Raw genomic sequence first — 23,230 nt, 5'->3', positions numbered from 1 at the left:
ACGTAGCTTCGCCTGCAGGTACGGTGATCTCAAACACGGTGATCTCGAACCGCTCACGCGCCTTGCGACGCGTGAGCGTAACAGTCGCGAGTGGCGATCAGTTGCCGGCCACTTCCTTGATGCGCACGATCATGTCGTCGACGGCCTTTTCGACCGGCACCTTGTTGGTGACGATGGCGTTCACGGCCTTCATCCAGACGTTCTCGTTGTTGAGAGTGGTGAACTTGTAGTTCTTGCTCATCTCGTAGCCGCCGACGCCGGCGAAGAACTGGTCGCGCACGGCGCGGCGATGCACGTCGCCGTCCCAGAAGGCGGATTTCTGTGCCGCGGTCTTGACTGGGAACCAGCGGCCGAGCGCGCCTTCGATATAGGGCTGGAGATTTTCATCGCGCAGCAGGAACGAGACGAACTCCTTGGCGCGATCCTTGTTCTTGGCCTGCTCGAAGATCAGGCCGACCACCACGGACCCGCGAGTGTGGACCGGCGTGCCATCCGGCTTGTTAGGCCAGACCATGGTGCGGATGCGCTCGTAATAGTTCTTCTTCGCCTCGTCGCGCTGTTCGGCGGTGAGCGTCTCGTTGCTGGAATCGTCCAGCCATTTGCCGGGGAGCGAGACCGTCGAATTGTGCGTCATGATCGTCGTCTTGTTGTGGAAGGCGACGTTGTTGTCGGGGTCCTTCCAGCTCGTCGCCGACTGCGGCGTGCAGCCTTTCGCGGCGATCTCGACGTAGTCCTTCATGGCGGCGACGAGACCCGCCTTCACCTTGGGATCGTCGACCAGGAGCTTGCCGTTGTCGTCAACGAGCACGACGTTGTAGGCGTCCATGAACACCAGGAACGAGATGAAGCTGTCGGTGGCGTCGACGCCCATGGGATGGCCGATGCCGTAGATGCGCTTGCCGGATGCCTTGCGCACCGCCGGCTGCGCCTTGTCGCACCAGAACGACCAGAAGCCCTTCCAGTCCTTCGGGATGTCGGTCTCCTTGAGACCTCCCTCCTCGAGCATGTCCTTCCAATAGTGCAGATGCAGCGTCGCCTGCTTCAGCGGGAAGGCGTAATAGGCCTTCGCCTTGGTCTTGTCGTTGTACAGCATGACCGTTTCGAGCGACTGCGGGGAGAACTCGCCCTTGATCGGCGCGAGGACCGAGCCGAGATCGACCAGCTTGCCTTCGGACGCCCACTTGCCGGCGCCCTGGAAATGATAGGTGTCCGCATAGGTGACGTCGGGCGGACTGCCGGCATCGAGCGCAGCCACCAGCTTCGGCATCATGTCCTGCGTCGCATATTGCGACAGCTCGACCTTGACCCCGGTCTTGGCCTCGAACTTCTTGATGACGTCGAGCAGCGCGTCTTCCTCGGCCTTGTAGTAGCCCTTGTTCCACCAGACGACGAGCTTCTCCTCGGCGGCAGCAGAGCTCGCCGTTCCCATCACCGGCAAGAGCAGAGAAACCGCCATCGAACAGTTTCTGGCCCACCGCAAAAGGCTATTCCGCATCGTCGTTTCCTCTCCGTCCCATCCCGGCGAGGAGCCCGCCGGTTGCTTTCATGGTTCTTGAAACGGGCTCATGTAAGCGCTTACATATCTACTGTCAAGCGGCTCCCGTGCGGGCGGACCTTGCGCGCTCTTGAACGGGCGTCCGTTATCTTTGCGGGATCAGCGGCCCCTGGCCTCGCCGGCGCTTTCGCGGATTTTCAGAACAGGCATGACTTCCCGGGATTGCGCCCGGCCCTGCCGGCCTGCGATGACGGCGAGGAGCTCGTTGGCCGCGAGCACGCCGATCTGCTGATTGTCGACCTTCATCGTCGTGAGCCCGGGAGAAAAGCGCGATGAAATCGCAAGATCGTCGAAGCCGGTAATCGAGAAATCCCTGGGCGCTTCCAGGCCGCATTCCCGCGCGGCCATCAGCGCACCGAGTGCCAGATTGTCATTGCCGCAAACGATCGCCGTCGGCCGGGACCGCACCGCCTGCGTCATCAATTTCGCAAAACTTGCCGCGCCGAACTCCAGCGTCGAGGGCCCCATCATCAGATCCTGCGCGGCCATTTCCAGCCCGGCGGCGGCGAGCGCTTCGCTGATGCCGCGAAGCCTCGCCTTCACGCGGTCGTTGTTGGTGTCAGGTTGAAAGATCGCCGCAAACCGGCGGTGGCCGAGCGACAGCAGATGCTCGGTCATGCGACTGAAGGCGGCGCGATTGTCGAATCCGATGCACGGATGCGGCGACAGCTTGTTGTAGGAGTATGTCACGACGTAAGGAATGCCGCGCGAATTGAGCGCATCGAACAGCTCGGGGGGATGATTTTCACCGACTACGGCAAGCGCTTCCACGCCTCGTGCAAGCATGGCTTCGGCCTGCTTCAAGCCTTCGTCCGGATCATAGTTCGAGCAGCCCAGGAACAGCGTGAAGCCGCGTTCGCTGAAGACGCTCTGCATGCCGCCGATCTGGTGGGCAAATATTTCGTTATCAAGCGTCGGTATGATGGCCCCGGCGATATGCGTCCTGCGCGAGGCAAGCGCCCTTCCGGCAGCATTCGGAATCCAGTTCAGGGCGCGTGCGGCCTCCTTGACCCGCTGCCTGACCTCTTCGGAGACCTTCTCTGGCTCGTTGAATGCACGCGAAACGGTCGCGGTCGAGACATTGGCCTTGCGGGCAACTTCCTCGAGCTTGACACGGCCGCTGCCGCCGCGCGCTCTCTTTGAACCAGCTGTCATCCCGGCCACGGTTGAATGCGATTGATCAGTGCTTTGCCATGGTATTGGTGACCATGGCGGCCCTCAACGAAAATCTGCGCGGGCAAGAACAGCCGATCGAAATCCGGTCCAGCCAAGCTCATCCCGTTCGAATTTCGAACGGATGCGGCACAGATATCGCGACTACCAACTCAATCACTGCAAGCGCTTAAGCCAGAAACCCGATCTGGCACGCAATCTGCGTTCCCCAGCTTCCATCTCTCGCGCCTCGCGGTGGGGAGGAGAACAGGTTCTGACATGGGAGGGAATGCATGAGTGAGAAGACAAATGGCGCGCGCAACCACGAAAGCCTGGACGCGGTCGTGATTGGCACAGGGGTGGCCGGCCTTTACCAGCTCTACAAGCTGCGCGACGAACTGGGCCTCAAGGTCAAGGCCGTCGATACGGCCACCGGCGTCGGCGGCACCTGGTACTGGAATCGCTATCCGGGCGCCCGCTTCGACTCCGAGGCCTATATCTACCAGTACCTGTTCTCGGAGGAGCTCTACAAGGGCTGGAGCTGGAGCGAGCGCTTCCCCGGCCAGCCGGAGATCGAGAAGTGGCTCAACTACGTCGCCGACAAGCTCGACCTGCGCAAGGACATCCGCTTCTCAACGACGGTTGCCAGCGCAGTCTTCAACGAGGCGACGCAGCGCTGGACCATCACGACCGACACGGGTGACACCATCGACACCCAATTCCTGATCACCTGCACCGGCATGCTGTCGGCGCCGCTGACGTCGGTCTTTCCCGGACAGGAGACGTTCAAGGGCACGCTCGTCCATACCGGCCGCTATCCGAAGGAGAAGCTCGACCTCGCCGGCAAGCGCGTCGCCGTGGTCGGCAATGGCGCCACCGGCATCCAGGTCATCCAGACCATCGCCAGCGAGGTCGGCAGCCTGAAGGTGTTCGTGCGCACGCCGCAATACATCATCCCGATGAAGAACCCGAAATACGGGCCGAAGGAGGTCGAGGCCTACAAGGCGCGGTTCGAGGAATTCCGCAAGGTCCTGCCCCATTCGTTCACCGGCTTCGAATACGACTTCACCAACGGCAGCTGGAAGGATCTCAGCCCGGAGCAGCGTCACGCAGTTCTGGAAAAGATCTGGGATGAAGGCTCGCTGCGGCTGTGGCTCGCCTCATTCGTCGAGATGTTCTTCGAGGAAGAGGTCAGCGAAGAGATCTCAGAGTTCGTGCGCAAGAAGATGCGCGCGCGCCTGAGGGACCCCAAGCTGTGCGAGGCGCTGATCCCGGCCGACTACGGCTTCGGCACGCATCGGGTTCCGCTCGAGACCAATTACCTGGAGGCGTTCCACCAGGCGAATGTCGAGCTGGTCAGCGTCAAGAACAACCCGATCAAGCGGATCACGCCGCAGGGCATCGAGCTCACCGACGGAACGTCGTACGGGCTCGATGTGATCATCCTGGCCACCGGCTTCGATGCCGGCTCCGGTGCGCTGACCCGCATCGACATCCGTGGCCGCGACGGACGTTCGCTCAAAGACGAGTGGAGCCGCGACATCAGGACCACGATGGGGCTGCAGGTCCACGGCTACCCGAACCTGTTCACGACAGGCGCGCCGCTGGCGCCGTCGACGGCGCTCTGCAACATGACGACGTGCCTGCAGCAGCAGGTCGAGTGGATCAGCGATTGCATCGCTTATCTCAGGAAGAACCATCTGAAGGTCATCGAGCCGACCAAGGATACGCAGGATGCCTGGGTCGCGCATCACGACGAGGTCGCGAACACCACTCTCGTGACCAAGACGCACTCCTGGTACATGGGCTCCAACGTCGACGGCAAGCCGCGCCGCCTGCTCTCCTATATCGGCGGCGTCGGAACCTATCGCCAGAAGTGCGATGAGGTCGCCGCCTCGGCCTATCCCGGCTTTGCCAAGCAGTAACGACACACGGGGCCGCGCAACCATTTTGGCTACGCGCGGCCCTGCATCCCGCATCACACAACAATTCGGAGGAACACATGACCAAGGACTTCAAGGCATCAGCCGACGCCATTCTCCATGAGACCGTCACGACCGGCCAGGGCGTCCCGGGCGTGGTGGCGATGGTGACCGATCGCACCGGCAACATCTACGAGGGCGCCCTCGGCAAGCGGCGCACCGATCAGTCGGCACCGATGACAACCGACTCCAGCTTTGCCATCTTCTCGACGACCAAGGCGATCACCGGCACGGCCGCACTGCAACTGATCGAGGAAGGCAAGCTCGACCTCGACGCCCCCGCAAGGAAATACGCACCCGACATCGGCAAGCTGCAGGTGATCGACGGCTTCGATGCCAAGGGGCAGCCCCGGCTTCGCGCCCCGAAGCGCGACGTGACCACGCGCATGCTGCTGCTGCACACCGGCGGGTTCGGCTACGACTTTTTCAACGAGAACTATCTGCGCCTGGCGACCGATCACGGACAGCCGAGCGTGATCACCTCGTCCAAGGCCGCCATCATGACCCCGCTGCTGTTCGATCCCGGCTCGAAGTGGGAGTATGGAACGAACATCGATTGGGTCGGCCAGGTTGTCGAGGGCATCACCGGCAAGCGGCTTGGCGAGGTCTTCACTGATCGCATCTTCAAGCCGCTCGGCATGGCCAACACGACGTTCGAGATCAACGACGCGGTGCGCAGCAAGCTTGCCGGCGTGCACGCGCGCAACGCCGACGGCTCGCTGACCCCGATGGACTTCGAACTGCCTGCCAATCCCGAGGTTCATATGGGAGGCCACGGCCTTTACAGCACGGTCGGCGACTACATGCGCTTCATTCGGATGTGGCTGAACGACGGAAACGGCCCGCACGGCCGGGTCTTGAAGCCGGAGACGGTCGCGATGGCCGAGAAGAACCAACTCGGCGATCTCAAGGTGACGGCGCTGCCGGGCGTCATCAAGTCGCTCTCGAACGATGCGGAGTTCTTCCCCGGCCTGTCGAAATCCTGGGCGTTCACCTTCATGGTCAATGACGAGAAGGCGCCGACCGGACGGCCGGCCGGCGCGCTCGGCTGGGCGGGGCTGGCAAACCTGTTCTACTGGATCGACCGTCAGAACGGTTTTGGCGGCTATTGGGCAACCCAGATCCTGCCCTTTGCCGACGTGGCCTCGTTCACCGGCTACATGCGTTTCGAAACCGCGTTCTACGACAGCCTGAGCCAACGCAAGGCGGCGTAAATTTCTTTGCGGCTTGAGGCCTTTAACTCGCCTCCGATCTCACCCTTTTGCAGTGCGGTCGGAGGCGAGCCTGATAGCACCGAGGTCGGGGTACCCGGTTGCGTGTTTCCATGGATGGCTTCACAATCGGGAGATAAAGCTCGGGGTCCGGCAGATTTGGACCACTCAGCGCGTCAAAGGAGGGAACGTGTTGGGGCAGACGCCAGAGGATGCTTTCGCCACTCCAGGTATCGAACGCGACGTTCTGACGAGCTGGGAACGCTTCCTCTCCGGAAGCAGCAGCGCGCGTCAGCAGGTCGTGCGATCGGCGATCACCGATTCCTGGCAGCGCTGCCAGCAATCGGCGGTCGACTATCGGCGTGGCCAGGCTCCGATGCCGATCAGGGATGACAGGTTGCAGCGCCTGCTCGACAAGCGCAGCCGTCTTGTCCAGGCCGGCGCTTCGACGATGGCGCTGGCGCGCGACTACATGCTGGAAACCGGCACCGTGATGGTGCTGACCGATGTCGACGGCGTCGTGTTGCGTCTCGAGGGTGACACCAAGCTCGCGCTGCGCGATGCCGTCGAAAAAACGCATCTGCTGCCCGGCAGCAACTGGAGCGAGACGACCTGCGGCACCAACGCGATCGGCACCGCGCTCGAAACAGGGCAGCCGATCCAGGTGCATGCCACGGAGCATTTCTGCTCCGGCATCCATCGCTGGACTTGCTCGGCCTCTGTCATCCGCGATCCCATCGACGGCGCCGTGATCGGCGTCATCGATATCTCCGGATTGTCTTCGTCCTATGGGCGGCCGGCACTCGCGCTGGCGATTTCGGCGGCGGCGCGCATCGAGGCTCAGTTGCTGCAGATGGAGCTGGACGCCCGCTACCGGCTGCTCGACCAGTGCTTCTGGATGCTGCCGCCTTCGGATCGGCATCACGCCGTGCTGTTCGACAGCGCCGGACGTCCGTTCAAGGCCAGCGGAGAGATGTCGCAGATCATGCGCGATCTCGGCGCGCCGGGAGGCCAGTCCGGATTTCCCCTGCTCGGCAGCCGCGATGATCAGCTCTGTGGCACCTCGCGTCCGGCGTGGATCAAGGAGGAATGGCTGAAGGCGGTGGTGCACCAGGGCGAGCACCTCGGCACCGTGATGGTGGCGCCGAAGCCGGCGGCATCTGGCAAGCTCGTGTCATCTGCGCGCGGCGAAGCCTTTGCCGACACCGTCTACAGCAGCCCGAAGATGCACAGTGTGGTCGAGAAGTGCCGCCGCGTCGGCAAGTCCGCCGCTCCGGTCCTGCTGCTTGGCGAGACCGGCGTCGGCAAGGAGGTGTTCGCGCACGGAATCCATGCGGCTTCACCGCGCCGTAACGGCCCGTTCATCGCCGTCAATTGCGGCTGCGCCTCGCGCGAGCTGCTCGCCAGCGAACTGTTCGGCTATGTCGACGGCGCGTTCACCGGCGCGAGGCGCGGAGGCATGGCCGGAAAGATCGAAGCCGCCGGGCGCGGCACGCTGTTCCTGGACGAGATCGGCGAATTGCCGCTCGACCTCCAGCCCATGTTGCTGCGCGCGCTCGAGAACGGCGAGATCTCCAGGATCGGCGAGACCGCGGTGCGCAAGGTCGACTTCCGCCTCGTCGTCGCGACCAACCGTAATCTGCAGGCGGAGGTGGAGGCCCAGCGCTTCCGCAAGGACCTGTTTTATCGGCTCGCCGTCGTCCCCGTCGACATCCCGCCGCTCCGCGAGCGCTGCGAGGACATTCCGCTGCTGATCGATCATTTCGTCGCCCAGGCAACCGCGCGCTATGGTCTTTCCGATCGCCGTTTTGCGCCGGAGACGATTGCGAGGCTGCAGCGTCATGACTGGCCCGGCAACGTCCGCGAGCTGCGCAACCTGGTCGAGAGTGTCATGCTGACCGGCAACGGCGAGCTGATCGAACCTTCTGACCTGCCCGAGACCATCCGGGGATCAGAAACGCCGGGCGAGCGCGATCCGGGTCTGTCGCTTGCCGAGTCTTCGGAACGTGACTTGATCTCGCGTACGCTGCGGTCGTGCAACGGCAACGTGACAGCCACCGCCTCCGCGCTCGGTCTTGCCAAGAGCACCGTCTATGCGAAGCTGCATCGTTATGACATTCGCTTCGACCCGGGCTCGGCAAGGTCTTCTCGTTAGAGCTGTTTATATAGCGAACTCAGCGGCTTAGGCTCTGGCTGGGGCGGGAGGGATCGAACCTCCGAATGGCGGAATCAAAATCCGCTGCCTTACCGCTTGGCTACGCCCCAACAGGCGACCTTGGGACGGCGGAAGAACCGGCTACCGCAGATTCCCTCGGGTCGCAGTCGGTCTATAGGGTGCGGCACGGCATTTCAACCGCCTGGAGGGGCAAAATACCACAGCCCCGGGGATCGGCGGCACCACACTCTATTATAGGTCGGGGTGGAGGCCCTGCTCCGGGCCAGAGCTGTCCGGCGTCCGGGCAGTTGAGACCGCCGGCATTTCATGGGAATACCGCGCCAAGACCAGTCCCCGGGGAGTGAACCATGACCTACCGCGCGCCGATCTCTGACATGCTGCTGTCGCTCAACCATGGCGCCGGGCTGAAGGCGGCGGTGGACGCCGGCCATTACGGCGATTTCGACGCCGACATTGCGGCGGCCGTGCTGGAGGAAGCCGGCAAGTTCGCAACCGACGTGCTGGCGCCGCTCAACAAGGTCGGCGACGAGCACGGCATCAAGCTGGATGCCGGCAAGGTCACGACTGCACCGGGCTGGCCCGATGCCTACAAGCGCTGGACCGAGGGCGGCTGGAACGCGGTGTCGGGGCCTGAGGATTTCGGCGGCCAGGGCCTGCCGATGGCGATCAACGCCGCCTGCACCGAGATCTGGAGCGCGGCCAATGTCGCCTTCGGCCTCTGTCCGCTGCTGACGGCCTCGGCGATCGAGGCGCTGGACGCGCATGGCAGCGACGAGCTGAAGACGATCTATCTCGAAAAGCTCGTCTCCGGCGAATGGACCGGCACCATGCAGCTGACCGAGCCGCAGGCCGGCTCCGATGTCGGCGCGCTGCGCACCCGCGCCGAGAAGCAGGCCGACGGCACCTATCGCATCAAGGGGACGAAGATCTTCATCACCTATGGCGAGCACGACATGACCGACAACATCGTGCATTTCGTGCTGGCGCGCCTTCCCGATGCGCCCGCCGGCACCAAGGGAATCTCGCTCTTCCTCGTGCCGAAGTTCATGGTCAATGCAGACGGCTCGCTCGGGAAGCGTAACGACATCTTTGCCTCCGGCGTCGAGCACAAGCTCGGCATGCATGCCTCGCCGACCTGCACCATGACCATGGGCGATCATGGCGGCGCGATCGGTTTCCTGATCGGCGAAGAGAACCAGGGCATGCGCTGCATGTTCACGATGATGAACCAGGCGCGGCTCGGCGTCGGCCTCGAGGGCGTCGGCGTCGCCGACCGCGCCTATCAGCAGGCTCTCGCCTATGCGCAGGAGCGCAAGCAGGGCCGCGCCATCGGCAAGAAGGGCGAAGGCTCGGACGCGATCTTCGTGCATCCCGACGTCAAGCGCATGCTGATGCGGATGCGGGCGCAGACCGCCGCCGCGCGCACCATCTGCTACGCCACCGCCGTCGCGCTCGACGTCTCCTTGCGCGCCAAGGACCCGAAGGTCCGCACTGAGGCCGCCGCACGCGCGGCGCTGCTGACGCCGATGGCGAAGGGCTATTCCACCGATATCGGCAACGAGGTCGCCTATCTCGGCGTGCAGGTGCATGGCGGCATGGGCTTCATCGAGGAGACCGGCGCCGCCCAGCACTATCGCGACGCGCGCATCACCGCGATCTATGAGGGCACCAACGGCATCCAGGCCATCGACCTCGTCACGCGAAAGCTCGCGGCGAACGGCGGCGCTGCCGTATGGGCACTGCTCGACGAGCTCTCGGCAACCGTCAAACAGGTCGAAGCCTCCAACGATCCTGCTTTTGGCACCACCGGCGTCAAGCTTCGCGAGGCGCTGGAGGCCTTGGCGCGCACCAGCAAATGGCTGCTGGAGCGCGTGACGTCGGCGCCGAACGATGCGCTGGCCGGCGCGACGCCTTACTTGCAGCAGTTCGGCGCGACGCTCGGCGGCTGCATGCTGGCCTCCGAGGCGCTCGCCGCGAAGGCCGACGGCAATACGGACGCCGCGCGCTACGTCTCGCTCGCGCGTTTCTTCGCCGAGAACATCACAGTCCAGGCCGGCGCGCTCGAGCGCACCGTGACCGAGAGCGCGGACTCGGTCGCGGCGGCGGATGCGGTGTTGTTGGGGTAAGCTGCTGACCGCGAGCATCGATGCGTAGGGTGGGTTAGCCTGCGGCTGCGCGCAGCGCAGCCCGCTCGCGTAACCCACCGCTTGTGCCGCCGCGTGAACAGAAGAGGTGGATTACGCCCTGCAGATGCGCTTTGCGCATCTGCAGGGCTAATCCACCCTACGAACGATCTTCGCCCTTCCTCCCGGCCGCCACAGCACGATTCCCGCCGCCACGAGATCCAGCAGCACGCACATCGCGAACGCCGTCGTGTAGCTACCTGTGAAACTGCGCACGAGCCCGACGATGCCCGGGCCGAAGGCGCTGACGACGCCGCTGATCGAGGTGCCCAATCCCATCGCGGCGGCAAAGGCGGCAGAGCCGAGCTCGCGCTGGATGATCAGGGGCGGGAACGTGATCATGTTGCCGATCGAGAAGCCGTAGACGGCGCAGCACGCCAGCAGCACAGTCGGATTCGTGCTCTGGAGCAGCACGAAGAGCGCGGCCGCCTGGCTGGTCATCGACGCCGCGCAGGCAAGCCGCGGATCGAGCCGGTCGACGAACAGGCCGAGCGAGAGGCGCCCGACCACCGCCATCGCGGCCATGATCGTCACCGCAAGGCCCGCGTTGGCGCGACCGATCAGCGGTTCGAGGAACGTCACCTGGTGGATGATGAACCCCATCTGCGCCAGCAGCGCGATCGCGATCGGCAGCACCATGGTCCAGAACGCGGCGTTGGCGAGCAGCGCCTTGCGCGAATGCACTGCGGCTGTGCCGGCACCGGACGGTCGTCCGCCCGATGCCAATGATGTCCCCCCGGGCCAGCCGATGAAGCCGATGACCACCGGCAGCACCAGCACCACCATCACGATCGTTGCCGCGAGCATCGCCGAACGGAAGCCGATGCTGCCGGTCAGCGACAGCAGCAGCGGAACGAGGATGATGCCGCCGCAGGTCGCGCCGTTGAAGGCGAGGCTGAGCGCGAGGCCGCGGCGCCGCTCGAACCAGGAATTCAGCACGGTCGCGATCACCACGGTACCCATGCCGGTCCAGCCGACCGACATCAGCGCATAGGCGAGGTAGAGCTGCCAGGGCGTCTGCATCAGCGCCAGCAGCACGGTCGAAGCGCCCAGTGCGGAAAGCCCGCACAGGATCAGCGAGCGCAGCCCGATGCGGTCGAGCAGATCGTCGGTGAAGATGACGAGGACGGAGGTCAGAAGAAACGAGAACGTGCTGGCCGCGGAGACCAGCGTGCCGGGCCAGCCATGGGCGCGCTGGAGTTCGGCGAGATAGACGCCCTGGCCGTAGAGGCCGAAGCCGAACATGAAGAAGGCCATCAGGAAGCAGGCCAGCACGACGCGCCAGCCGCGATAATACAGCGAAGATTCGTCAACGCCTGTTGCGGCAACCATCAATCGGGCCGACCAGATGGAACTGGGCAAGATCGTGCCCCACAACCACCGGTTTTTCAAATGAAACATTGTAGCCATTTGTTGCGACGCGCAAAAGCATGTGATGGGCAATGCAACCGGCAGTGGGCGCGGGCTTGCGGGGTTCAAGCTCGAAAAGGTTGAGCGAGCGCATTGGCACGCCAGCAAGATGATGTAGGCTGAGGTCTGCGAGACTCGCGGGCGGCAAACGTCGCGACGGCGCAGGGGGGCTCTCATGCCGAATGGCAATATCGTGGTCACCGAAGAGCGGGGGACGCGCGTGATCACCTTGCGGCGTCCGGGCAAGAAGAACGCGATCACCCAGGACATGTACCGGGAGATGAGCCACGCGATCGATACCGCGCAGAACAATCCCGACATCCGCTGCATGATCATCACCGGCGGCTCCGGCGTGTTCACCGCCGGCGACGATATCGACGATTTTCTCCACGCCGACACCGCACGCCCGGAAACGCTGTCGAACGGCGCCAAGTTTCTCTATTCGCTCGCCCTCAACGTCAAGCCGATCATCGCAGCAGTGGACGGCGCGTCGATCGGCATGGGCACGGTGATGCTGTTTCATTGCGACTACGTGCTCGCCTCGACAGCTGCGACGTTCTCGGCGCCCTATATCCATCTCGGGCTGGTACCGGTCGGCGCGGCCAGCCTCCTGATGCCGAACACGATGGGGTACCAGCGCGCTTTCGCGATGCTGGTGATGGGGCGGACCTTCACCGCCGCGCAAGCCGAAGCCGCAGGCTTCGTCAACAGCGTGGTCTCGCCGGGACACACCGAGGTCGAGGCGCGCAAGGTAGCGCGCGAGATCTGCCGGCTTCCGGCCGAGGCGGTCGCGACCTCGCGCAAGCTGCTGCGCACCCCGCCGGAGGAATTGACCCGCCGCATCGACCAGGAGGCCCACCTGTTCGGCGAGCGGTTGAAATCGGACGACGCGGTGGCTGCGTTCAACGCGTTTGCGAACCGGAAGAAGCGGTAGAGGCGAGCGCTCAGTTGTCACCCGCCCCCTCAAGGGGCGGGTGGGAACATGCGGCGTCCGCCGCAACTTAACAAAAGGTTTCGTGAAATCTTCGCGCGAAACGACTAATCTTGGTTCCATGCGATACGGATCCATCCTTGCTGCGCTTGTCCTCGCGCTTGCCCCCCTTCCCGCCTCCGCCCAGACCGCCGCACCCGTCGAGCTGCGCATTCTCGCGATCAACGATTTCCACGGCAATCTGCGGCCGCCGCCGGGCGGCATCCGCATCAATGATCCCGAAGACAAGACCAGGAAGGTGATGGTCGCGGCCGGCGGCGCCGAGTACATGGCGACGCTGGTCAAGCAATTGCGCGAAGGGCACAAGAACACGATCTTCGTCGCCGCCGGTGATTTGATCGGAGCGAGCCCGTTCCTGTCGGCGATGTTCCACGACGAGCCTTCGATCGAGTCGCTCTCGATGATGGGGCTTGCGATCACCTCGGTCGGCAATCACGAATTCGACGAGGGCAAGACCGAGCTGCTCAGGATGCAGAACGGCGGCTGCCATCCGCTCGACGGCTGCCAGGGACCGCATCCCTTCCTAGGTGCCAAATTCCATTATCTCGCGGCCTCCACGATCGAGACTGCGACCGGCAAGAGCGTGCTGCCGCCCTACGAGATCAGGGAGTTCGACGGAATTCCCGTCGCCTTCATCGGACTGACGCTGAAGGAGACGGCGGGCATCGTCTCGCCGTCAGGCATTGCCGGACTCGAATTCCGCGACGAGGCCGAGACGGTGAATGCGCTGGTGCCGCAGCTGAAGGCGCGCGGCGTCGAGGCGATCGTGGTGCTGATCCACCAGGGCGGCGAGCCCTCCGGCGATTACAACGAATGCCCCGCCATCACGGGGCCGATCGTCGACATCGTCAAGAAATTCGATCGCGCCGTCGACGTCGTCGTCAGCGGCCACACCCACCGCGCCTATGTCTGCGATATCGACGGACGGCTCGTCACCAGCGGCGACAAATACGGTACGCTGGTCACGGCGATCGACCTCAAGCTCGATCCGACAACGCGCGACATCGTCAGCGCGAGGGCCGAGAACGTCATCGTCGCCAACGCCTCGCTCGCGAAGGACCCCGAACAGACCGCATTGATCGATGCCTATGACAAGCTTTCGGCGCCGATCGCCAACCGGCCGGCGGGATCGGTGACGCAGACGCTGTCACGCGTTCCGAACGAGGCCGGCGAAAGCGCGCTCGGCGACGTCATCGCGGATGCGCAGCTCGCAGCGACCAAGGCGGCCCAGGATGGCGGCGCTGTCATCGCGCTCACCAACCCCGGCGGCATCCGCACCGATATCGTCCCGAAGGAGAACGGCGCCATATCGTTCGGCGATGTCTTCGCCAGCCAGCCCTTTCGCAACCGCCTCGTCACGATGACGCTGACCGGAAGCCAGCTCAAGGACATGCTGGAACAGCAATGGCTCGACCCGAAGCGGCCGCGGATCCTGCAGGTGTCGAACGGGTTCAGTTACACCTGGGACGGCTCGAAGCCGTTCGGCGAGCGCGTGATGGCGGAGAAGATGACGCTCAACGGCAGGCCGATCGAGCAGGCCAGCGGCTACCGCGTCACCCTCAACGATTACCTCGCCGTCGGCGGCGACGGCTTCACGGTCGCCAAGCAGGGCTCGGCGCCGCAATATGGCGGCTACGACGCGGACGCGCTGTTCGCCTTTTTCCGCGCGCACGGGCCGATCGGCCCGCTGCCTCCGACTCGGATCCTGCGCGTGAATTGATCCGGATCAAACGGGCCGGAACGGGACAACCCTTTGCCATTCCCGTCCAGGCGCATAGATTGGGTTTGGCATTGCGTTTTGGCGCCGGATGCGTCAAGCGACGTCAAGAGCCCGCATCCCATGAGGCCGACCTGATGAGCACGCTTCTTCTTTCCCACAAGGCCTGCCTCGACCACGTCACGCCGCCGGGACACCCAGAACGGCCCGACCGGCTGCGCGCGGTGGAGGAAGCGCTGTCGCACGAGCGATTCCAGTTTCTCGTTCGCGACCAGGCGCCGGAGGGCGATCTCGACCTCGTCACGCTCTGCCACAACGAGCATTACGTCACCGAGCTGCGCCACATCGCGCCGACCAGCGGTCAGGTCTATATCGACGGCGACACCTCGATGTCCCCTGGCACGTGGGAAGCGGTGATGCGCGGCGTCGGCGGCGCGGTGGCGGCGACCGAAGCAGTTATGAATGGCGAGCACCGCAATGCTTTCGTCGCAGTGCGCCCGCCCGGCCATCACGCCGAGATCGGCAAGCCGATGGGCTTCTGCTTCTTCGACAATGTCGCGATCGCCGCGCGCCATGCGCAGCGCAAATACGGCATCAAGCGCGCGGCCATCGTCGATTTCGACGTGCATCACGGCAACGGCACGCAGGACATCTTCTGGTCGGACCCGACCGTGATGTACTGCTCGACGCACCAGATGCCGCTGTTTCCGGGCACCGGCGCGAAGAGCGAGCGCGGCGACCACGACACCATCGTCAACGCGCCGCTGGCGTCGGAAGACGGCGGCCCCGAATTCCGCTCCGCGTTCGAGAATTTGATTTTGCCGCAGCTCGAAAAATTCAGCCCCGAGCTGCTCATCATCTCGGCGGGCTTCGATGCGCATTACCGCGATCCGCTGGCCTCGCTGAACCTGCGCGCGGAGGACTACACCTGGGTCACGCGCAAGCTGATGGACCTCGCCGACAAGTCCGCCGGGGGCCGCGTTGTCTCGGTGCTCGAGGGCGGCTATGACCTGCAAGGACTGAAAGAATCTGTTACGGCGCATGTCGGCGCCCTGATGGGCGCTTGAAAGCACCCGCCACATTAAGCCCGCAAAACCCGCCTTCACTCCAGGGAAAGCGAATCGGGCAATCGGAAACGGATATGGCTGAAAATACCCAAATCGACGTCTCCAGGCTCACCTTCGAGCGCGCGATCGAGGAACTCGAAACGATCGTGAAGCGGCTCGAGGACGGCAAGGTGCCGCTCGAGGAATCCGTGACGATCTACGAGCGCGGCGAGGCGCTGAAGCGCCGCTGCGAGGAACTGTTGCGCCAGGCCGAGGCCCGCGTCGACAAGATCACCACCGATGCCAGTGGCCAGCCCACAGGAACCGCACCGCTCGACGTCCAGTAAGGCCGCGGTCAGGCCCAGTTTGGGCATCTGACGCCTGCATTATTTCATGATCGCACGCCGCTGATTCCCTCACGCGGCGGGCCGACCCGGGACAAGGATCAGGGAACTCCCTGCCGAGGGGCACCCAGCCCCTCAAAATCCGCCCAAAAGCCCTCGCTTCCGCTCAAAAATACTGCCGCGGAACCGGGCAAGTTTGGAACCCGCCGCCGGCGCCACGGTTAACCACTCTGGCCCGGGGGTTGCACGTGCATGCCCGTAATCGGCCCAGCGGGTTGGCTTTGGCCCAAGCTTTGGTGTAAAGCTGCGCGGAGTGTGGCTTTTTGTAAGCCTTGCGTGGGCACCGATTACCAACGACAAGCGCTTCAAACTGCTAATGAAATTGGCTGGGACGGACGAAGCCGATCTAAGTGACAGGGATCACAGAGACTGAACCGGAGCGTACCTAAGCTCACCTAAGCTTGAAGACGGGGCCTTGCCCCATGCAGGTGGCTCCGACGGTTTAAGGACTCGCGCTGCGCCGATATTGTGCAAACCCATCGCGCACCGGAACGATCTTCCGGCGCTGACAAATTGGAAATCGCCGTGAACGCATACAGTAAGACGCCGCTTCTCGACACCATCCGGACACCGGAAGACCTGCGCAAGCTCAAGATCGAGCAAGTTCGCCAGGTCGCCGACGAGCTGCGGCAGGAGACCATCGACGCCGTCTCGGTGACCGGCGGTCACTTCGGCGCGGGCCTCGGCGTGGTCGAGCTCACCACCGCGATCCATTACGTCTTCGATACGCCGCGCGACCGCCTGATCTGGGACGTCGGCCACCAGGCCTATCCGCACAAGATCCTCACCGGCCGGCGCGACCGGATTCGCACCCTGCGCACCGGCGGCGGCCTGTCCGGTTTCACCAAGCGCAGCGAGAGCGACTACGATCCGTTCGGCGCGGCCCATTCCTCGACCTCGATCTCCGCCGGCCTCGGCATGGCCGTGGCGCGCGACCTCTCCGGCGGCAAGAACAACGTTATCGCCGTGATCGGTGACGGTGCGATGTCGGCGGGCATGGCCTATGAGGCCATGAACAATGCCGGTGCGATGAACTCGCGCCTGATCGTCATCCTCAACGACAACGACATGTCGATCGCGCCGCCGGTCGGCGCCATGAGCGCCTATCTGTCGCGCCTCTACTCGGGCAAGACCTATCGCACGCTGCGCGATGCGGCCAAGCAGATCAACAAGCGCCTGCCCAAGATCATCGCCAACCGCGCCAACCGCGTCGAGGAATATTCGCGCGGCTTCATGATGGACGGCGGCACGCTGTTCGAGGAGCTCGGCTTCTATTACGTCGGTCCGATCGACGGCCACAATCTCGACCATCTCCTGCCCGTGCTGAAGAACGTGCGCGACATGGAGGAAGGCCCGATCCTGGTCCACGTCGTGACCCAGAAGGGCAAGGGCTACGGCCCGGCGGAAGCTTCCGCCGACAAGTACCATGCCGTCGTCAAGTTCGACGTCGCCACCGGCACGCAGGCCAAGGCCAAGCCGAATGCGCCGGCCTACCAGAACGTGTTCGGCGCGAGCCTCGTCAAGGAAGCGCAGAAGGACGACAAGATCGTCGCCATCACCGCGGCGATGCCGTCCGGCACCGGCGTCGACATCTTCAACAAGGCGTTCCCGGACCGTACCTTCGACGTCGGCATCGCCGAGCAGCACGCGGTGACCTTCGCCGCCGGCCTCGCCAGCGAAGGCTACAAGCCGTTCTGCGCGATCTACTCGACTTTCCTGCAGCGCGGCTACGACCAGATCGTGCATGACGTCGCGATCCAGAACCTGCCCGTCCGCTTCGCCATCGACCGCGCCGGCCTCGTCGGCGCCGACGGCGCGACGCATGCCGGCTCGTTCGACAACGCCTATCTCGGCTGTCTGCCCAACATGGTGATCATGGCGGCGGCGGACGAGGCCGAGCTGGTGCACATGGTGGCGACCCAGGTTGCGATCGACGACCGCCCGAGCTCGCTGCGCTATCCGCGCGGCGAAGGCCGCGGCATCGAGATGCCCGAAGTCGGCATTCCGCTCGAGATCGGCAAGGGCCGCACGATCCGCCAGGGCAACAAGATCGCCCTGCTCTCGTTCGGCACCCGCCTAGCCGAATGCGAGAAGGCGGCCGACGAACTCGCCGCGCACGGCCTGTCGACCACCATCGCGGATGCGCGCTTCATGAAGCCGCTCGACACCGAGCTGGTGCTGAAGCTCGCCCGCGACCACGAGATCCTGATCACGATCGAGGAAGGCTCAGTTGGCGGCTTCGGCTCGCATGTGGCGCAGTTCCTGACCGATCAGGGCGTGCTCGACACCGGCCTGGTCAAGTTCCGCTCGATGGTGCTGCCCGACGTGTTCCAGGATCACGACACGCCCGCCGCGATGTACGGCCGCGCCGGTCTCGACGCCAAGGGCATCGTCGCCAAGGTGTTCGAAGCGCTCGGCAAGGACGTGAAGGCCGAGACGGTCAAGCTCGCCTAAGGGCGAGCTTCGGCCTTCGGCGAAGCGATACACTCACATGAAAATCTATCTGGCAGGTCCCGACGTGTTCCTGCCGGATGCGGTCGAGATCGGCCGGCGCAAGGCTGCGATCTGCGCGGCGCACGGGCTCACCGGCCTCTATCCGCTCGACAACGCGATCGACCTCACCGCGCCCGACGCCTCGCGGCAGATCTTCTGCGGCAACGAGGCGATGATGGATGCGGCCGATGCCATCATCGCCAATCTCACCCCGTTCCGCGGCGCCGGCGCCGATCCCGGCACCGTCTATGAGCTCGGCTACATGGCCGGCCGCCGCAAGTTTTGTCTCGCCTATTCCAACGATGGCGCCGCCTATGCCGACCGTGTCGGTCGCTTCATGGAGCTCACCTCCGAGGACGGGCGGCTGGTCGATGCCCAGGGGCTGACGGTCGAGGATTTCGGCCTCGTCGACAACCTCATGATGATCCATGCGCTGGAGCTGCACGGCTGCCCGCTGGTGACGCCGGCCACGATGCCGATCGACGTCTGGCACGATCTGGCCGCGTTCGAGACTTGCGTCCGGATGGCGGCCGCGCGATTGATCGCTAAATAAGCACCAGCCCGAGAGAACCGATGTCCCCTGCCCGCAAGCGCGCGGATGTATTGCTGGTCGAGCGCGGCCTGTTCGAGAGCCGGGCGCGGGCGCGCGCGGCCATCGAGGCCGGCCTCGTCACGGCCGATGACAAGCAGGTTTCAAAACCGTCGGAGACGATCGCCGAGGATGCGGTGATCCAGGCCGAGCCCGCTCACCCCTACGTCTCGCGCGGCGGCGTCAAGCTTGCGGGCGCGCTGGAGCGCTACCCGATCGAGATCGAAGATCATGTCTGCCTCGACGTCGGCGCCTCCACCGGCGGTTTCACCGAGGTGTTGCTGGCGAACGGCGCGAGCCTGGTGTTCGCGATCGATGTCGGCACCAGCCAGCTGCATCCCTCGCTGCGCGATCATCCCAAGATCGTGTCGATGGAGGAGACCGATATCCGTGCCTATGACGGCAAGCGCCTGCCGGCGCGGCCCGATGTCGTCGTCATCGACGTCAGCTTCATCTCGCTCAAGAGCGTGCTGCCCGTGGCGCTGTCGCTGGCGGCGGCACCGATGAGCCTGCTGGCGCTGATCAAGCCGCAATTCGAGGCCGACAGGAAACACAACAAGAAGGGCATCATCCGCGATGCCGCGGTGCATCAGCAGATCTGCGACGACATCGCGGCGTTTGCGGCCTCGCTAGGCTGCACCGATATCGAGGTGTTCCCTTCCCCGATCACCGGCGGCGACGGCAACATCGAATTCTTCCTGGGCGCGCGCCGTGGTTGAGCGATTGACGATCGATCACGTCGGCCACCGCGGCGACGGCGTCTCGCTCACGACGGGCGATGCAGTCTACGTTCCCTACACGCTTCGGGGCGAGACCGTGGAGGTCGATCACGTCGCGGGCCATCATCCCGACCGCCGCAAGCTGCTGGCGGTGGACGTCGCGAGCCCCGATCGCATCGAACCGTTCTGTCCGCATTTCGGCGTCTGCGGCGGCTGCGCCATCCAGCACTGGGCGGCGGAGCCTTACCACGCCTGGAAGCGCGGCATCGTGGTCGAGACGCTGGCGCAGGCCGGCATCGCGTGCGAGGTGGCGCCGCTGGTCGACGCCCATGGCGCCGGGCGCCGGCGCGTCACGCTGCATGGCCGCTTCGGCACGCATGACGTCCTCAAGGTCGGCTTCTCGGCGACAAGCTCGCACGACGTCATCCCGATCCATCGCTGCCCGATCCTCGATCCCGCGCTCGAAGGTGCACTCGATGCCGCCTGGGCGATCGCAGAACCGCTGACGTCCAAGATGCCGGTGACCAAGCCGCTCGACATCCAGGTCACCGCCACCATCAACGGGCTCGACGTCGACGTGCGCGGCTCCGGCCCGCTGCCGACGCCGCTCGTCACGGCACTGTCGCGCATCGCCGAGCAGCATCGCCTGGCGCGGCTGACGCGCCATGGCGAGCTGGTGCTGCAGCGCCTCGCACCGACCGTGCGAATGGGCCGCGCCGAGGTGGTGCTGCCGCCGGGTTCGTTCCTGCAAGCCACCGTCGCGGGTGAAGAGACGCTCGCGGCGCTGGTCGTAGAGCGCATCGGCAAGTCCAAGGAGGTTCTCGACCTCTTCTGCGGCGTCGGGCCGTTTGCGTTGAGACTGGCCGAAAAGGCACGCGTCATCGCCTATGACAGCGATGCCGGCGCGATCGCAGCGCTCGCAAAGGCAGCGCGCACACCAGGCCTGAAGCCGATCAAGGCCGAACCGCGCGACCTGTTCCGCCGCCCCCTGGTGCCGCCGGAGCTGCGCGACTTCGATGCCGTGGTGTTCGACCCCCCGCGTCAGGGCGCGCAGGCGCAGGCGCTGAAGCTTGCCGCGAGCAAGGTGCCGGTGGTGGTCGCGGTGTCCTGCGACGTCGCGACCTTCGCCCGCGATGCGCGCCTCTTGATCGACGGCGGCTACAAGATCGATAGCGTGGTGCCGGTCGACCAGTTCCGGCATACGCCGCATGTCGAGCTGGTGGCGAAGTTCACGCGCTGATTTTGCTAGCGGCGAAGCCCGCTCAGCGCCGGTGACTCACCGGGCAGCATGTTCGACCTGATATCGCTGTCCATGCGGCCCGAGTCCTGCTGGATGAACCCGGCCCCGAACGACAGGCTGAGGTTGGAGGTCGGCTTGAACTCGACACCCGCAAATGCGCTGTATCCCGGTGCGGCGCTGGATGTCAGCGGCGCTATCGAGCTGCCGATGCCATTGCCATATTTCAGCGTGTCGAAACCGGCAAAGAACGTGACGGGCATGCCGCCGGCGGTCTTGGTGTTGTAGCCGAACTGCGTGCTGTCATAGGAGAGCGCGCTGAAATTGCCGGCCAGGCCAGTCTGGCTGAGGCCGCTCCAATTCAGGTTGCCACGCTGGCTGCCGACGAAGAAGCCGTTGGCAAAGTTGGTACGCCCGCTTGCGTCGGCGGCATTGAAGCTCGGAAAATTGCCGTAAGCGTCGGAGCTCTGGCCATCGCTGCCGCCATAGCCAAAGGCCCCGCCCGGGATCCAATATCTCAGGGGTGCGACTTGCGCATGAGCCGGGGCTCCGCAGCTGCAGAGCACGGCGAAGAGGGTTGCGAGTGCACGAGAGGAAGCAAAGCCTGGCATTCGGGTGACCGTCAGAACATGCCCAAATCATACCCGGAGGACCGGCAGATTGCCAGCGACGCGATGCCGGTGGCCGGCCCCTCAGTTCCAGGATCACCTTTTCCTGACGCGTTGAACCTGCTCCGTGACGGATGGACCCACTTTAGGGGAGGCGCGAACCCGCGCGCCTGCCTTGGTCCGAAGACCTTTGAAAACGCCATATCATGGAGGTTGTCATGGAGGTCAATGCCGACAGGTTGAATGCCTTTATGGGCAAGATGATCACCGAGGTGGGGGCGGCGATGAACGCCTCGCTGGTCCTGCTGGGCGACAAGCTCGGCCTCTACCGCGCCCTCGCCGCCAAGGGACCGATGAACTCCGCCGAGCTCGCCAGCGCCACCGGAACGACGGAGCGTTATGTCCGCGAATGGCTCTCGAGCCAGGCGGCGTCCGGCTACGTCGAATATGATACCGCTTCAGGAAAGTTCTCGATGCTGCCGGAGCAGGCGATGGCGCTTGCCGACCAGGACAGCCCGGTGTTCCTCGGCGCCGTCGGCAATGTCATTGCAGCGGCGTTTCTCGACGAGCCGAAGATCACGGACGCGTTCAAGACCGGCAAGGGTGTCGGCTGGAACCGGCGCAGCGAGTGCCTGTTCTGCGGCACCGCACGCTTCTTCCGCACCGGCTATATGCATCATCTGGTGCAGGAGTGGCTGCCCGCGCTCGACGGCGTCGTGGACAAGCTGAAGCGCGGTGCCAAGGTTGCCGATGTCGGCTGCGGCCACGGCGTCTCGACGCGGCTGATGGCGGAAGCCTTCCCGAACTCGCGCTTCTACGGCTTCGACTATCACGAGGGCTCGATCGAGGCCGCGCGGAAGGGAGCCAACGAGGCCAGGCTCGGCGACCGGGTTTCCTTCGCCGTTCACTCGGCCAAGTCCTATCCGGCCGAGGGCTACGATCTCGTCTGCTTCTTCGATTGCCTGCACGATATGGGCGATCCCGTCGGCGCCATCAGCCACGTGCGCGAGACCATGGCGAAGGACGGCACCTGCATGCTAGTCGAACCGTTCGCAGGCGATCGCCTCGAAGACAATCTCAACCCGGTCGGACGCGTCTATTATGCGGCCTCGACCATGATCTGCACGCCGGCCTCGCTCGATCAGGAGGTGGGCCTGGCGCTGGGCGCACAGGCGGGAGAAGCGCGGCTGCGCAAGGTCGCGCGCGAAGGCGGCCTGTCGCGCTTCCGCCGCGCCGCCGAGACACCCTTCAACCTGATCCTGGAGGCGCGGATCTGATCCACCGCCGGGCGCACGCGGCCGACGATGTCAGGCCGCGGCGTCCGTCCCCATGCCGAATGTCAGCTGATTGCCGTCGGCATCGACGACATCGAAATCGCGCATGCCGTAATCGCGGTCCTCCGGACGATTGAGCAACCTGGCGCCGCGCGCCGACAGTTCGGCATAGAGCTCATCGACATCCCTGACAAAAACGCAGAGGCCTCCCTGTCCGGGCAGCCGTTTCGTCGCGGCCGCTACGAGCAGATGCAGGCCAACCTCGCCACGGCAGAGGCAGGCATAGGACGGCGGCTGCCCGTATTCGAAGGTGACCTCGAAGCCCAGCACGTCGCGGTAATAGGCGAGGCTGGCGGTGATATCGGATACGACGAAGACGGTAGCGGACCCGACCATCATCGCCTGTTCGTCGGTCATGAATCCCTCCGTCACAAGCAATCTCCGGCACGCAACCTAGCATGCGTTGCCGAGGTCTTGCACGGC

General features: G+C 64.6%; 19 protein-coding genes and 1 tRNA gene. 13 read left to right on the top strand and 7 right to left on the bottom strand.

Going from position 1 to position 23,230, the window contains the following annotated elements; all coding sequences use genetic code 11:
- Positions 1-97: 97 nt before the first annotated feature.
- A complete protein-coding gene (locus tag JQ603_RS25200; RefSeq protein ID WP_212343378.1) occupies positions 98-1,456 on the bottom strand; it encodes an ABC transporter substrate-binding protein in 1,359 nt (452 codons plus the stop codon).
- 198 nt (positions 1,457-1,654) lie between these two features.
- Positions 1,655-2,710, bottom strand: coding sequence for a LacI family DNA-binding transcriptional regulator (locus tag JQ603_RS25195; protein ID WP_212343377.1), 1,056 nt, complete (start codon positions 2,708-2,710; stop codon positions 1,655-1,657).
- A 290-nt stretch (positions 2,711-3,000) separates the two neighbouring features.
- Here JQ603_RS25195 and JQ603_RS25190 point away from each other — a divergent pair, with 290 nt between their 5' ends.
- From JQ603_RS25190 to JQ603_RS25180, 3 genes are all read left to right on the top strand, one after another.
- Positions 3,001-4,632, top strand: coding sequence for a flavin-containing monooxygenase (locus tag JQ603_RS25190; RefSeq protein ID WP_212343376.1), 1,632 nt, complete (start codon positions 3,001-3,003; stop codon positions 4,630-4,632).
- 77 nt (positions 4,633-4,709) lie between these two features.
- On the top strand, positions 4,710-5,903 hold the full coding sequence (locus tag JQ603_RS25185) for a serine hydrolase domain-containing protein (protein WP_212343375.1): 1,194 nt from the start codon (positions 4,710-4,712) through the stop codon (positions 5,901-5,903).
- Between the two features lie 187 nt (positions 5,904-6,090).
- On the top strand, positions 6,091-8,055 hold the full coding sequence (locus JQ603_RS25180; protein ID WP_212343374.1) for a sigma-54-dependent Fis family transcriptional regulator: 1,965 nt from the start codon (positions 6,091-6,093) through the stop codon (positions 8,053-8,055).
- Between the two features lie 35 nt (positions 8,056-8,090).
- Here JQ603_RS25180 and JQ603_RS25175 read toward each other — a convergent pair.
- Positions 8,091-8,165: transfer RNA gene (locus JQ603_RS25175), tRNA-Gln, on the bottom strand.
- 258 nt (positions 8,166-8,423) lie between these two features.
- Here JQ603_RS25175 and JQ603_RS25170 point away from each other — a divergent pair.
- Positions 8,424-10,202, top strand: coding sequence for an acyl-CoA dehydrogenase (locus JQ603_RS25170; RefSeq protein WP_212343373.1), 1,779 nt, complete (start codon positions 8,424-8,426; stop codon positions 10,200-10,202).
- A gap of 147 nt (positions 10,203-10,349) precedes the next feature.
- Here JQ603_RS25170 and JQ603_RS25165 read toward each other — a convergent pair whose 3' ends face one another.
- Positions 10,350-11,591, bottom strand: a complete 1,242-nt coding sequence (locus JQ603_RS25165) for an MFS transporter (protein ID WP_212343372.1) — start codon at positions 11,589-11,591, stop codon at positions 10,350-10,352.
- Positions 11,569-11,763, bottom strand: a complete 195-nt coding sequence (locus tag JQ603_RS25160; RefSeq protein ID WP_212343371.1) for a hypothetical protein — start codon at positions 11,761-11,763, stop codon at positions 11,569-11,571. Before JQ603_RS25160 ends, JQ603_RS25165 begins: the two co-directional genes overlap by 23 nt.
- An 81-nt stretch (positions 11,764-11,844) precedes the next feature.
- Here JQ603_RS25160 and JQ603_RS25155 point away from each other — a divergent pair, with 81 nt between their 5' ends.
- The 8 genes from JQ603_RS25155 to JQ603_RS25120 all read left to right on the top strand — a co-directional run bounded on the left by JQ603_RS25155 (position 11,845) and on the right by JQ603_RS25120 (position 20,868).
- A complete protein-coding gene (locus tag JQ603_RS25155) occupies positions 11,845-12,603 on the top strand; it encodes an enoyl-CoA hydratase-related protein (RefSeq protein WP_212343370.1) in 759 nt (252 codons plus the stop codon).
- A gap of 118 nt (positions 12,604-12,721) precedes the next feature.
- The gene (locus JQ603_RS25150) at positions 12,722-14,380 is read left to right on the top strand and encodes a bifunctional metallophosphatase/5'-nucleotidase (RefSeq protein ID WP_212343369.1); all 1,659 of its coding nucleotides are present in this window, start codon (positions 12,722-12,724) and stop codon (positions 14,378-14,380) included.
- A gap of 134 nt (positions 14,381-14,514) precedes the next feature.
- A complete protein-coding gene (locus JQ603_RS25145) occupies positions 14,515-15,444 on the top strand; it encodes a histone deacetylase family protein (protein WP_212343368.1) in 930 nt (309 codons plus the stop codon).
- 74 nt (positions 15,445-15,518) lie between these two features.
- A complete protein-coding gene (locus JQ603_RS25140; protein WP_018648646.1) occupies positions 15,519-15,770 on the top strand; it encodes an exodeoxyribonuclease VII small subunit in 252 nt (83 codons plus the stop codon).
- 582 nt (positions 15,771-16,352) lie between these two features.
- Positions 16,353-18,281 (top strand): 1-deoxy-D-xylulose-5-phosphate synthase, encoded by a 1,929-nt coding sequence (gene dxs, locus JQ603_RS25135; protein ID WP_212343367.1) that lies wholly within the window; start codon positions 16,353-16,355, stop codon positions 18,279-18,281.
- Positions 18,282-18,318: 37 nt separating this feature from the next.
- A complete protein-coding gene (locus tag JQ603_RS25130; protein WP_212343366.1) occupies positions 18,319-18,873 on the top strand; it encodes a nucleoside 2-deoxyribosyltransferase in 555 nt (184 codons plus the stop codon).
- A 20-nt stretch (positions 18,874-18,893) separates the two neighbouring features.
- Complete coding sequence (locus JQ603_RS25125) at positions 18,894-19,628, top strand: TlyA family RNA methyltransferase (protein WP_212343365.1); 735 nt, start codon at positions 18,894-18,896, stop codon at positions 19,626-19,628.
- Positions 19,621-20,868, top strand: coding sequence for a class I SAM-dependent RNA methyltransferase (locus tag JQ603_RS25120; RefSeq protein ID WP_212343364.1), 1,248 nt, complete (start codon positions 19,621-19,623; stop codon positions 20,866-20,868). Before JQ603_RS25125 ends, JQ603_RS25120 begins: the two co-directional genes overlap by 8 nt.
- Before the next feature lie 5 nt (positions 20,869-20,873).
- Here the strand turns inward: JQ603_RS25120 and JQ603_RS25115 are convergent, their stop codons facing one another.
- Complete coding sequence (locus JQ603_RS25115) at positions 20,874-21,476, bottom strand: hypothetical protein (RefSeq protein WP_212343363.1); 603 nt, start codon at positions 21,474-21,476, stop codon at positions 20,874-20,876.
- A gap of 215 nt (positions 21,477-21,691) precedes the next feature.
- On the opposite strand from JQ603_RS25115, the gene JQ603_RS25110 reads away from it, so the two are divergent.
- Complete coding sequence (locus JQ603_RS25110; RefSeq protein ID WP_212343362.1) at positions 21,692-22,750, top strand: class I SAM-dependent methyltransferase; 1,059 nt, start codon at positions 21,692-21,694, stop codon at positions 22,748-22,750.
- A 30-nt stretch (positions 22,751-22,780) separates the two neighbouring features.
- On the opposite strand, the gene JQ603_RS25105 is transcribed toward JQ603_RS25110, so the two are convergent.
- The gene (locus tag JQ603_RS25105; RefSeq protein WP_212343361.1) at positions 22,781-23,164 is read right to left on the bottom strand and encodes a bleomycin resistance protein; all 384 of its coding nucleotides are present in this window, start codon (positions 23,162-23,164) and stop codon (positions 22,781-22,783) included.
- Between the last annotated feature and the right edge of the window lie 66 nt (positions 23,165-23,230).

It is taken from the genome of Bradyrhizobium liaoningense (assembly GCF_018130825.1).
GTDB classification, from domain to species: Bacteria; Pseudomonadota; Alphaproteobacteria; order Rhizobiales; family Xanthobacteraceae; genus Bradyrhizobium; species Bradyrhizobium liaoningense_B.
Note: the sequence above shows the minus strand (reverse complement) of the source record. Positions and strands in the feature narration are given on the sequence as shown.

What these genes read in the sequence shown, in the direction of transcription:
- JQ603_RS25115 (WP_212343363.1), bottom strand. Translation starts at nt 21,476, where the DNA reads ATGCCAGGCTTTGCTTCCTCTCGTGCACTCGCAACCCTCTTCGCCGTG.
- JQ603_RS25185 (WP_212343375.1), top strand. Translation starts at nt 4,710, where the DNA reads ATGACCAAGGACTTCAAGGCATCAGCCGACGCCATTCTCCATGAGACC.
- JQ603_RS25165 (WP_212343372.1), bottom strand. Translation starts at nt 11,591, where the DNA reads ATGGTTGCCGCAACAGGCGTTGACGAATCTTCGCTGTATTATCGCGGC.
- JQ603_RS25140 (WP_018648646.1), top strand. Translation starts at nt 15,519, where the DNA reads ATGGCTGAAAATACCCAAATCGACGTCTCCAGGCTCACCTTCGAGCGC.
- JQ603_RS25150 (WP_212343369.1), top strand. Translation starts at nt 12,722, where the DNA reads ATGCGATACGGATCCATCCTTGCTGCGCTTGTCCTCGCGCTTGCCCCC.
- JQ603_RS25160 (WP_212343371.1), bottom strand. Translation starts at nt 11,763, where the DNA reads ATGCGCTCGCTCAACCTTTTCGAGCTTGAACCCCGCAAGCCCGCGCCC.
- JQ603_RS25190 (WP_212343376.1), top strand. Translation starts at nt 3,001, where the DNA reads ATGAGTGAGAAGACAAATGGCGCGCGCAACCACGAAAGCCTGGACGCG.
- JQ603_RS25195 (WP_212343377.1), bottom strand. Translation starts at nt 2,710, where the DNA reads ATGACAGCTGGTTCAAAGAGAGCGCGCGGCGGCAGCGGCCGTGTCAAG.
- JQ603_RS25110 (WP_212343362.1), top strand. Translation starts at nt 21,692, where the DNA reads ATGGAGGTCAATGCCGACAGGTTGAATGCCTTTATGGGCAAGATGATC.
- JQ603_RS25200 (WP_212343378.1), bottom strand. Translation starts at nt 1,456, where the DNA reads ATGGCGGTTTCTCTGCTCTTGCCGGTGATGGGAACGGCGAGCTCTGCT.
- JQ603_RS25125 (WP_212343365.1), top strand. Translation starts at nt 18,894, where the DNA reads ATGTCCCCTGCCCGCAAGCGCGCGGATGTATTGCTGGTCGAGCGCGGC.
- JQ603_RS25130 (WP_212343366.1), top strand. Translation starts at nt 18,319, where the DNA reads ATGAAAATCTATCTGGCAGGTCCCGACGTGTTCCTGCCGGATGCGGTC.
- JQ603_RS25155 (WP_212343370.1), top strand. Translation starts at nt 11,845, where the DNA reads ATGCCGAATGGCAATATCGTGGTCACCGAAGAGCGGGGGACGCGCGTG.
- JQ603_RS25170 (WP_212343373.1), top strand. Translation starts at nt 8,424, where the DNA reads ATGACCTACCGCGCGCCGATCTCTGACATGCTGCTGTCGCTCAACCAT.
- JQ603_RS25105 (WP_212343361.1), bottom strand. Translation starts at nt 23,164, where the DNA reads ATGACCGACGAACAGGCGATGATGGTCGGGTCCGCTACCGTCTTCGTC.
- JQ603_RS25145 (WP_212343368.1), top strand. Translation starts at nt 14,515, where the DNA reads ATGAGCACGCTTCTTCTTTCCCACAAGGCCTGCCTCGACCACGTCACG.